Genomic DNA, 10,023 nt, shown 5'->3' with positions numbered 1-10,023 from the left:
GTGGTGACGGTCGACGACGTGCTCGACCGGCTGCTGCCGGACGACTGGCGCAGCACGGACACCGACATCCACGCGCCCGCCCGGGTGACCACGGACACCGCCGCGATCACCACCGTCCCGCAGCGGGTGCCGTCGAGGAGGAGCCCCCGTGGCCGCGCCAGGTAGCCGCAGGGCGCGCCGCGACGTCGACCCGCTGGAGGCGCCGAAGGGGCTGCCGCGCGGGCTGCGCCGCACGTCGGGGCGGGACGTGCTCGGCCGGTTCTCGGAGTCGTTCGCGCGCGCGATGGGGACCTCGGCGTTCCTGATCGGCCTGACCGTCTTCGTGGCGATCTGGCTGATCTACAACGCGCTCGCCCCGGCCGGGGCGCAGTTCGACCCGATCGCGAACGGGTTCGCGGTGATGACCCTGATCCTGTCGCTGCAGGCCTCCTACGCCGCGCCGCTGATCCTGCTCGCGCAGAACCGGCAGGACGACCGCGACCGCGTGCAGGTGGAGCAGGACCGGCAGCGCGCCGAGCGGAACCTCGACGACACCGAGTACCTGGCGCGCGAGATCGTGGCGCTGCGGCTGCTCGTGCGCGACATGGCCTCGCAGGACTTCGTGCGGTCGGAGCTGCGGACGCTGCTGGAGGAGCTCGACCGGCGCAGCGGCGCCCGAGGGGCCGGGCCCGAGCTGGCGTCCGAGGACGACCCGGCCGAGGACGACGACGAGCCGGGGCTGCGGCGCCCGAGCCCCCGGTCGACGCGACCGCGGCCGTGACCGCCACCGCGGAGCAGGTGCTCGCCGCGGTCGGCGCGGTCCGCGACCCCGAGATCCGGCGCCCGCTGGCGGAGCTCGACATGCTCGACGACGTCACGGTCGACGGCGGCGACGCAGTCGTCCGGCTGAGCCTCACGGTCGTCGGCTGCCCAGCGGCCGACCGCATCGAGCGCGAGGTCCGGGAGGCGGCCGCCGGCGTCGCGGGCATCGTCGCGGTCCGGGTCGAGCTGGGCGTGATGGCGCCTGCGCGGCGCGCGGCGCTCGCGGAGCGGCTGCGCGGCGAGCGCCGGAACCCGTTCGGCGAGGACTCGCTGACCCGCGTGATCGCGGTGACGAGCGGCAAGGGCGGCGTCGGCAAGTCGACCGTCACCGCCAACCTCGCGGTCGCGCTCGCGCGGAGGGGCCTGGCGGTCGGCGTCCTCGACGCCGACGTGCACGGCTTCTCCATCCCCGGCCTGCTGGGGATCCCGCCGGGGACGAGCCCGGTCGACCTCGACGGCCTGATCGTGCCGCCGGTCGCGCACGGCGTGAAGGCGATCTCGATCGGCATGTTCCTGCCGCCCGCCGATCGCGACGGCGCGGTGGCGTGGCGGGGCCCGATGCTGCACCGCACGCTGAACCAGTTCCTGACCGACGTGCACTACGGCGACCTCGACGTGCTGCTGGTCGACACGCCTCCGGGCACGGGGGACGTCGCGATCTCGCTCGGCCAGCTGCTGCCGTCGGCGGAGGTGCTCGTGGTGACGACGCCGCAGTCGGCGGCGTCCGACGTGGCCGTCCGGTCCGGCCTGGTCGCGCGGAAGCTCGGTCAGCGAGTGATCGGCGTCGTGGAGACGATGTCGCCCGCGACGCTGCCCGACGGCTCGGTCCTGGACCTGTTCGGCTCGGGCGGCGGCAGCGAGGTGGCCGCTCGGCTCGGCGTCCCGGTGCTGGCCCGAGTGCCGCTGTCCGCGGCGCTTCGGCGCGCGGGCGACGCCGGCGAGCCGTTCGTCGCCGAGCACGACGACGCCGCCGCGGAGCTGGAGGCGCTCGCGACGGCGGTGGCCGGTCTCGGCAGGGGTCTCAGCGGACGCCGGCTGCCGCTCGGGGTGTGACGCCCCGACTCAGAAGCGCCGGGTCGGCACCGCGCCGTAGCCGTCCGCCCGCACCGCGGCGACGGTCGCCACCGTCCCGTAGGCGCCCAGGGCGGCGAGGACGAGCAGGACGACGATCATGAGGGTTCCTTCGTGTTCGGAGAACGGGTGCACGACCCGCTGCGAACATTCAATCTCCCTGGGAGGGTGAAGGACAAGCGAATTGTTCTGCAACCGTGATTCAGACGATCTGAAGCGTCCATAGGCTGGCCGGATGGACGTCCGGCGGCTCGAGGTGCTCAGGGAGCTGAAGCTGCGGGGCAGTGTCACGGCGGTCGCGATCGCCACCCACCGCACGCCGTCCGCGGTGTCGCAGCAGCTGAAGACGCTCGAGCGGGAAGCGGGTCTGCCGCTGACCGAGCGGTCCGGCCGGGGCATCGCGCTGACGCCCGCCGGCGAGGCGCTCGCGCGCTCCGCCGGCGACGTGGCGGTCGCGATCGCGCAGGCCGAGGAGACCTGGCGCACCTACGTCGCCAGCCCGCAGGGCCGGGTCGAGCTGGCGCTGTTCCCGACGGCCGGGCGCATGCTGCTGCCCGGGCTGATGAAGGCGGTCCACCAGGTGCCGGGGCTCGAGCTCGTCGCGACCGACGTCGACCCGGTGGCGGGCGACTTCCCCGCGCTGGTCAACGACCACGACATCGTCATCGCGCACGCGGTCGGCCCCACCCCGGCGTGGTCGGACGGCGACCTCGTCGTCGTCCCGCTCGCGGAGGAGCCGCTGGACGTCGCCCTGCCCGTCGGGCACCCGCTGGCGGAGGCGCCCGAGGTGACCTCCGTCGACATCGCCGCGTCGCCGTGGATCGGCGTGCCGGCGCACTTCCCGACCGAGCGGCTCTACGCCGAGATCGAACGGGTCGCGGGCACGCAGCTGCGGATCGTGCAGCGGTTCTCCGACACCCGGGTGGTGGAGGCGCTGGTCGCCGCGGGCGAGGGGCTGGCGGTGCTGCCGCGGTTCACCTCCGGCGGCCGCGGCTCGGGGATCGTGCTGCGCCCGCTCGCGCAGCTGCTGCCGACGCGGCGGATCGCGGCGCTGATGCGCCGGGAGACCGCGGAGCGGCCGAGCGTACGCGTGGTCGTCGACGCGCTGCGGTCGATCGCCGCGACGCTCGGTCCGGCCGAGCGGGCGTGAGCCCGACCCGTCAGGTCGCCTCGTCGTCGTACGCGGTCGCGATCGCCTTCCGCGGCTCCGCGCGGACCACCGGCTCCGGCTCGGGCTCCGGCTCCTCCTCGCGGCGCCGGGGCTCCGGCGGCTCGAGCAGGGCGTCGCGGATGATGCGCCGCGGGTCGTACTGCCGGGGATCGAGCTTGCGCCACTCCTCCTCGTCGAAGTCCGGGCCCAGCTCCTCCCGCACCCGGTCCTTCGCGTCGTCGAGCATGCGCCTCGCACCGCGCACGAACCGGCCGAGCCGAGCGGCGTAGTCCGGCAGCTTCTCCGGGCCGACCAGGAAGAGGGCGAGGACCGCGATGAAGATCAGCTTCGAGGGGTCCATCCGCACAGCGTAGATCGACGGACGGCGCTCCTGCGGCCCATACAGTGGGTCGGATGGTGGAGATCGCCGCCGGCTGGGCCTTCGCCGACGCATTCGTGCCCGAGGACGACGCGATCGAGGGGGCGCGGGAAGCGGCCCACCGCTTCGGGATCGAGCCCGTCTCCCCCGCGGTCGGCGTGGCGCTGGCGCTCGCCGCGGGCGGCCGCGAGGCGCCTGCGATCGTCGAGATCGGCACCGGCACCGGCGTGTCGGGGCTCTGGCTGCTGAAGGGCGCGCCGGATGCGCAGCTGACGACGATCGACCAGGACCTCGACCACCACCAGGCCGCGCGGGCAGCCTTCCAGGCCGCGGGCCACCCGGCGCGTCGCACGCGCTTCATCACGGGACGCGCCACGGAGGTGCTGCCCCGGATGAACGAGCAGGCCTACGACCTCGTGTTCGTCGACGCGGACTGGGAGCACGTGCAGGAGTACGTCGACGCGGCGCTGAAGCTGGTGCGCCCCGGCGGGTCGGTGCTCGTCGCACACGTCCTGCAGCAGGGCAGGGTCGCGAACCCGGCCAAGCGCGACCGGGTCACGGTCGCGTACCGCGGGATGCTGAAGAGCGTGCGGGAGCGGGAGTCGGTGCTGGCCGGGCTGTCAATCGTCGGCGACGGGCTGCTGCACGTCCTGCACCGACCGTGACGAGGCGGGCGCGGCTTCCACCGCGCCCGCCTCCAGGAGGGATCGGGTCAGCCGACGGCTGCGGAGAGCGCGTCGCGCAGCTCCTTCGCCTCCGCGTCGTTGACGGAGACGACGAGCCGCCCGCCGCCCTCGAGCGGCACGCGCACGATGATGAGGCGGCCCTCCTTGACGGCTTCCATGGGCCCGTCGCCCGTGCGTGGTTTCATCGCCGCCATGCGAGGCACCTTTCCGTGGTGGTCTGTGCACCAAGTATCCCACCCGGGACCGCCACTCCCAAACCATAGGCAGCCGAGTGCCTGATCAGGGCACACTCCAGTAGGTCTGGGCCGGTCCGTAGCACACCCAGAGCCAGAGCGCCTGGAGAGCGACGGACACGATCAGCACCGCCGCGCGAGCCGGGATCGACCTCGGCACGACGGCGCCGGCGAGCGGGGCCATCGGCATCAGCAGGCGGAACACGCTGGACTGCGGGAAGAACACCGCGAGCAGGTACAGCGCGTAGGACGCGGCCCACAGCCGCACGGTGAGCCCCAGCCGCCGCGTGGCCGGCGCGAGCAGCAGGGCGGCGAACCCGCCGACGACGACCAGCAGCACCACCGGCGCGGCCCACACCGCCGCGGCGTCGCCGAGCGCCAGCCGCGTCCAGAACGTCGCGGCGAACCACCACGGGGAGAAGAGGGTGATGGAGCCGTCGGGCATCCAGAGCGCGCGCCAGGCGCCCTCGGTCGCGAAGTAGGCGTCGGCGCGGCCGGTCCCGAGCGCCGCGATCCCGCTCCAGGCGAAGCCCGCGGCGGCGGACAGCCCGGCGAGCAGCAGCCCGGATGCGAGGGAGGCGGCCGGCAGCGGCGGGCCGCCGCGCCGCGCGCGCACGAGCCGGACCACCAGCAGCAGCCCCACCGCGAGCGCGAACGCGAGCACGCCGGGCCGGGTGAACGCGAGCACGAGCGCGACCGGGATCGCGGCGAGGTACCGCTCGCGGTCCACGAGCAGCAGCGCGCCGAGCAGCAGCAGCAGGCCGAGCGACTCCGCGTAGGTCGTCTGGAACATGAACGCCAGCGGCGAGCAGGAGAGCAGGGCGACCGCGAACAGGGCGCGCGACCGGCCGATGCGCGGCAGCAGCAGCGCCCCCAGCAGGACGGCTGCGCCGAAGCCCGCGGCGACGCTGACGGCGAGCGCGGGGATCCGCCAGTCGAGCACCCCGAACGTCAGCGCCTTCGCCAGGACCGGGTAGACCGGCAGGAACGCCCACTGGTTCGTGTCGACCGCGCCGGCGTCGGTGAGCGGCAGCGCGGCCGGGTAGCCGCTCTCCGCGATGAGCCAGTACCACTGGCCGTCCCACGCGCTCACGAGGTCCAGGAAGGAGGGGGTCGCGCCCGCGCGCGACTGCGGCGTCGCGAGCGTCTGCACCCAGAGGAACAGGACCGTGGTGACGACGCGGGAGGCGGCGAAGATCCCGAGCGCGACCACCCACCACGGCAGACGGGCGGCCTCCGTGCGCTCCCGGGGCGCCCGGGTCCGCACCGGCGCATCGCCCCACGACGGGGCGGTCCAGGTCACGCGCCGGTCAGCCACGCCCGCAGCCCGGTCTCGACCGCATGGATCTGGGCGACGGGCACGCGCTCGTCGTCGGCGTGCGCGAGCAGGGGGTCGCCCGGCCCGTAGTTGACGGCGGGGACGCCGAGGCCGGAGAAGCGCGCGACGTCGGTCCAGCCGTACTTGGGGCGCGGCTCGGCGCCGACGGCGTCCACGAACGCCTTCGCGACGGGGACGTCGAGTCCCGGCCGGGCGCCGGCGGCCAGGTCGACGATGCGCACGTCGAAGCCGTCGAAGACCTCGCGGACGTGCGCGACCGCCTCCTCCGGGCCGCGCGAGGGGGCGAAGCGGTGGTTGACCTGCACGACGCACTCGTCGGGGATCACGTTGCCGGCGATGCCGCCGGTGATGGTCACGGCGTTCAGGCCCTCGCGGTAGACCAGGCCGTCCACCTCCACGCTGCGCGGCTCGTACGCGGCCAGGCGGTCGAGGATCGGCGCGGCGAGGTGGATCGCGTTCACGCCGACCCAGCCTCGGGCGGAGTGCGCCCGCCTGCCGGCGGTGCGGACCTCGGCGCGGAGGTTGCCGTTGCAGCCGCCCTCGATGCCGGCGGCGGTCGGCTCGCCGAGGATCGCGAAGTCGGCCTCGAGCTGCTCGGGGTGCTCGCGCAGCAGGCGGTTCAGGCCGTTCAGGTCCTCGCCGACCTCCTCGTGGTCGTACCAGATCCAGGTCACGTCGGGCACGGGCTCGGCGATCTCGGCAGCGAGCTTCAGCTGCACGGCGACGCCGGCCTTCATGTCCACCGTGCCGCGGCCGACGAGCCAGCGCTCGCCGTCCTCCGTGACGACCCGGGTCGGCAGGTTGGCGTTGATCGGCACCGTGTCGATGTGCCCGGCGATCGCGACGCGGGTCGGCCGGCCCAGCTCGGTGCGCGCGACGATCGTGTCCCCGTAGCGACGCACGACGAGGTGCGGCACGGCGCGGACGGCGGCCTCGATCAGGTCGGCGATCCTGGCCTCGTCGCCGGAGACGCTCTCGACGTCGCAGATCGCCCGGGTGAGCAGCGCGGCGTCCGCGCTGAGATCGAGGCCGGGCACGGGGTCAGCGTACCGACCGGGGTGGTCGGGTCCGCCGCCCGGCCCCTCGATAGCCTGGGGAGGTGAGCGATGCGCGGGCGGCCTGGGGGCATGGGCTGGCGACCCTGGCCAAGGACGGCACCGTCCTCGACGTGTGGTTCCCCTCCCCCGCGCTCGGCCGCGCCCCGGAGTCCGATCCGCCGCGGGAGCTCGAGGAGGCGGAGCACATCGACGACGTCCGCCGGGTGCGGATCGAGGCGGTCACGGTGCAGGCGTCGCTCGACGAGCCGATCGCCTCCACGCCCGACGCGTACCTGCGGCTGCACCTGCTGTCGCACCTCGTCGTGGCGCCGAACACGATCGCGCTGGACGGGCTGATGGCGCACCTGCCGATCAACGCGTGGACGTCCCGCGGCCCGATGGTGCCGGCGGACGCGGCCCGGCGGCGCGCGCTGCTGAAGCGCACGGGGCTGGAGGTGCTCGGCCTCGACCGCATCCCCCGCCTGACCGACTACGTGCTGCCCGACCGCGTGCGCATCGCGGACGCCTCCCGCGTGCGGCTGGGCGCGCACCTCGCGCCCGGCACCACCGTGATGCAGGCCGGGTTCGTCAACTTCAACGCGGGCACCCTCGGCGCCTCCATGGTCGAGGGCCGCATCAGCCAGGGCGTCGTCGTCGGCGACGGGTCCGACATCGGCGGCGGCGCCTCCATCATGGGCACGCTCTCCGGCGGCGGCACGCAGCGGGTGTCGATCGGCCGCCGCAGCCTGCTCGGCGCGAACGCGGGCGTCGGCATCGCGCTCGGCGACGACTGCGTCGTGGAGGCGGGCCTGTACCTCACCGCTGGCACGAAGCTGACCCTGCGGGTGCCGGGCGAGGAGCCCCGCACCGTGAAGGCCGTCGAGCTCTCCGGCCAGGACGCGTGGCTCTTCCGCCGCAACAGCCTCACGGGCGGCATCGAGGCGACGCCGCGCTCGACGCCCGGCGTGACCCTGAACCCGACCCTGCACGCGTAGCCCGCCCCCGGCCCCGGCCCCGAATCCGGGCGGGTTCCGTCAATCCGGGCGACAATTTGCGCCCGCGTTGACGGAATGCGCCCGGAGTCAGTGGGAGCGCGGGAGGCCGGCGGCCTGCAGCTGAGCGACCAGGGCACCTCGGACACGAAGCGTCGACCAGATCCAACGGTCGACGCCGGGTCGGGATCCGGAGCGGCGAAGGCGGTCCTCCCGCACCTTCTCCAGCTCCACGATCCGGCCGGGTCTCCGTCCGGCCAGGATCTCGGCTTCGCGGTACTTCTTCATCCCGTCGAACTCTCCTATGAGGTTGAAGCGCGGCCACCAGAAGTCGACCTCGCCGATGAACCCCTGTCGATCCGAGAACCGCTGCTGGAGCAGCGGCGCGGGCAGCCCGCCTTCGGCGATCTGCACGCGCGACCACGACTCGCCCGCCGATCCCGAGGCTCCGTCCGCGAAGGCGATGACGCGCTCGATGCGCCGGCGGCCGCGGTTCGGCGCCCACTCGTCGAGGACGATCAGCAGCCGCTCCTTCGTCACACCACCCCGCAGCGCCGCGTCCATCGCGACGACGGCTTCGAAGAACGGCTCGGTGGCCGCGAGGTCCAGCACCGTGCGTTCGACGGATGTCGTGACGATCCCATCGATCACGGTCAGGTGCAGGCCGGTGTCATGGACGGCGTGCTTCCGCACCCCGTGCTCCGTCCGGGAACCGGCCGCCACCGAGACGCGGGCGTGGACGAGACCGTCGTCGATCACCACCGAGGGCAGGCGGGAGAGCGCCGCTGCGGATCGATGGCTGGCGACGAAGGCGGGATGCATCTCGGCCATCGCAGCGGTCTCGAGGCGCCGCCGGTCGTCGGTCAGCAGGGCGTCCCACACCTCGACCGGCACGTAGGCACCGCTCCGCAGCCGATGCAGCGCGCCGTTCGCGGCTCCCCGCTGCAACGACCGGCTGCCCAGGGCGAGACGCTCGGACTCACGGAACAGGATCAGGCGGTCAGCGCCTCGGATCGACATGGGCGGCAGCATGGCCGCCCGTCACCGCATGCGACGGCCCGGGAGCCGCTGGATACGAGAACCATCGTGCATCGCTCCTGGGGAGGAGCCGTCGGCCCGCAGACCGGGCGCATTGCGTCATTCGGGGCGACTCTTCGCGCCCGGAATGGCGGGAGGCGCCCGGGATCCGCGGGTCAGCGGTCGAGGTGGCGCTCCGGGGGGCCGACGTACAGCTGCTGCGGGCGGCCGATCTTGGTCGACGGGTCGACGTTGGCCTCGCGCCAGTGCGCGATCCAGCCCGGCAGGCGGCCGATGGCGAAGAGGACCGTGAACATCCGCGCCGGGAAGCCCATCGCCTTGTAGAGCACACCCGTGTAGAAGTCGACGTTCGGGTACAGGCGGCGCTCGATGAAGTAGTCGTCCTCGAGCGCGATGTGCTCCAGCTCGCGGGCCAGGTCGAGCAGCGGGTCGGTCACGCCGAGGGAGTCGAGCACCGCGTCGGCGCTCTCCTTCACCAGCTTCGCGCGGGGGTCGTAGGACTTGTACACCCGGTGGCCGAAGCCCATCAGGCGCACACCCTCCTCCTTCTTCTTCACCCGCTCCACGAACTTCTCGACGCCCTCGCCGGAGTCGCGGATCTGCGCCAGCATCGTGAGCACCGCCTCGTTCGCCCCGCCGTGCAGCGGGCCGGAGAGCGCGCCGATGCCGGCCGCGACGGAGACGAACATGTTCGCCTCCGTCGAGCCGACCAGGCGGACCGTGGAGGCGGAGGCGTTCTGCTCGTGGTCCTCGTGCAGGATCAGCAGCCGCTCGAGCGCCTTCGACAGCACCGGGTCGATCTCGTAGGGCTCGGCGTTCGTGCCGAAGTTGAGGCGCAGGAAGTTGTCGACGAACGACAGCGAGTTGTCCGGGTAGAGGAACGCCTGGCCGAGCGTCTTCTTGTGCGCGTACGCGGCGATGACGGGCAGCTTCGCGAGGAGGCGGATCGTCGCCGCCTCGATCTGCTCGGGGTCGTGCACGGACAGCGAGTCCTCGTAGTACGTCGACAGCGCGCTGATGCCGGACGACAGCACGGTCATCGGGTGCGCGGTGTGCGGCAGCGCGGCGAAGAACCGCCGCATGTCCTCGTGCAGCAGCGTGTGCCGGCGGATGCGGGCGTCGAAGTCGGCGAGCTCCGACTCCGAGGGCAGCTCGCCGTAGATCAGCAGCCAGGCGACCTCGAGGTAGGTGGAGTGCTGCGCCAGCTCCGCGATCGGGTAGCCGCGGTACCGCAGGATGCCCTGGTCGCCGTCGATGTACGTGATCGCCGACCGCGTCGAGGCGGTGTTCACGAACC

Annotated in this window: 11 protein-coding genes; 5 read left to right on the top strand and 6 right to left on the bottom strand. The window is 73.7% G+C overall.

The features are described 5' to 3' along the window. Positions 1 to 148: 148 nt before the first annotated feature. From ACFE60_RS14685 to ACFE60_RS14675, 3 genes are all read left to right on the top strand, one after another. Positions 149 to 760 carry a DUF1003 domain-containing protein gene (locus tag ACFE60_RS14685; protein ID WP_375389610.1) on the top strand — a complete coding sequence of 204 codons (612 nt, stop codon included), beginning with the start codon at positions 149 to 151 and terminating at the stop codon, positions 758 to 760. Continuing rightward, positions 757 to 1,854 (top strand): P-loop NTPase, encoded by a 1,098-nt coding sequence (locus ACFE60_RS14680; RefSeq protein ID WP_375389609.1) that lies wholly within the window; start codon positions 757 to 759, stop codon positions 1,852 to 1,854. Before ACFE60_RS14685 ends, ACFE60_RS14680 begins: the two co-directional genes overlap by 4 nt. Before the next feature lie 253 nt (positions 1,855 to 2,107). Then, a complete protein-coding gene (locus ACFE60_RS14675) occupies positions 2,108 to 3,022 on the top strand; it encodes a LysR family transcriptional regulator (RefSeq protein WP_375389608.1) in 915 nt (304 codons plus the stop codon). Between the two features lie 10 nt (positions 3,023 to 3,032). On the opposite strand, the gene ACFE60_RS14670 is transcribed toward ACFE60_RS14675, so the two are convergent. Beyond that, positions 3,033 to 3,383, bottom strand: coding sequence for a hypothetical protein (locus ACFE60_RS14670; protein WP_375389607.1), 351 nt, complete (start codon positions 3,381 to 3,383; stop codon positions 3,033 to 3,035). Positions 3,384 to 3,436: 53 nt separating this feature from the next. On the opposite strand from ACFE60_RS14670, the gene ACFE60_RS14665 reads away from it, so the two are divergent. Next, the gene (locus ACFE60_RS14665; protein WP_375389606.1) at positions 3,437 to 4,066 is read left to right on the top strand and encodes an O-methyltransferase; all 630 of its coding nucleotides are present in this window, start codon (positions 3,437 to 3,439) and stop codon (positions 4,064 to 4,066) included. A 47-nt stretch (positions 4,067 to 4,113) separates the two neighbouring features. Here ACFE60_RS14665 and ACFE60_RS14660 read toward each other — a convergent pair whose 3' ends face one another. From ACFE60_RS14660 to dapE, 3 genes are all read right to left on the bottom strand, one after another. After that, positions 4,114 to 4,281, bottom strand: coding sequence for a DUF3117 domain-containing protein (locus tag ACFE60_RS14660; RefSeq protein WP_375389605.1), 168 nt, complete (start codon positions 4,279 to 4,281; stop codon positions 4,114 to 4,116). Between the two features lie 85 nt (positions 4,282 to 4,366). Then, positions 4,367 to 5,638 (bottom strand): hypothetical protein, encoded by a 1,272-nt coding sequence (locus tag ACFE60_RS14655; RefSeq protein WP_375389604.1) that lies wholly within the window; start codon positions 5,636 to 5,638, stop codon positions 4,367 to 4,369. Continuing rightward, entirely contained in the window at positions 5,620 to 6,696 is a 1,077-nt protein-coding gene (gene dapE / locus ACFE60_RS14650; protein ID WP_375389603.1) for a succinyl-diaminopimelate desuccinylase, read from the bottom strand. The genes ACFE60_RS14655 and dapE overlap by 19 nt, the downstream gene beginning before the upstream one ends. A gap of 62 nt (positions 6,697 to 6,758) precedes the next feature. On the opposite strand from dapE, the gene dapD reads away from it, so the two are divergent. Beyond that, complete coding sequence (gene dapD / locus ACFE60_RS14645) at positions 6,759 to 7,691, top strand: 2,3,4,5-tetrahydropyridine-2,6-dicarboxylate N-succinyltransferase (RefSeq protein WP_375389602.1); 933 nt, start codon at positions 6,759 to 6,761, stop codon at positions 7,689 to 7,691. A gap of 87 nt (positions 7,692 to 7,778) precedes the next feature. Here dapD and ACFE60_RS14640 read toward each other — a convergent pair whose 3' ends face one another. Beyond that, positions 7,779 to 8,708 (bottom strand): hypothetical protein, encoded by a 930-nt coding sequence (locus tag ACFE60_RS14640; RefSeq protein ID WP_375389601.1) that lies wholly within the window; start codon positions 8,706 to 8,708, stop codon positions 7,779 to 7,781. 173 nt (positions 8,709 to 8,881) lie between these two features. Continuing rightward, the coding region (locus ACFE60_RS14635) for a citrate synthase (protein WP_375389600.1) at positions 8,882 to 10,023 on the bottom strand (1,142 nt) is incomplete at its 5' end.

The sequence above is a fragment of the uncultured Amnibacterium sp. genome (assembly GCF_964245895.1).
Lineage (GTDB): Bacteria > Actinomycetota > Actinomycetes > Actinomycetales > Microbacteriaceae > Amnibacterium.
The sequence above is the reverse complement of the archived record's forward strand: the minus strand, read 5'-3'. Positions and strand labels throughout refer to the sequence as shown.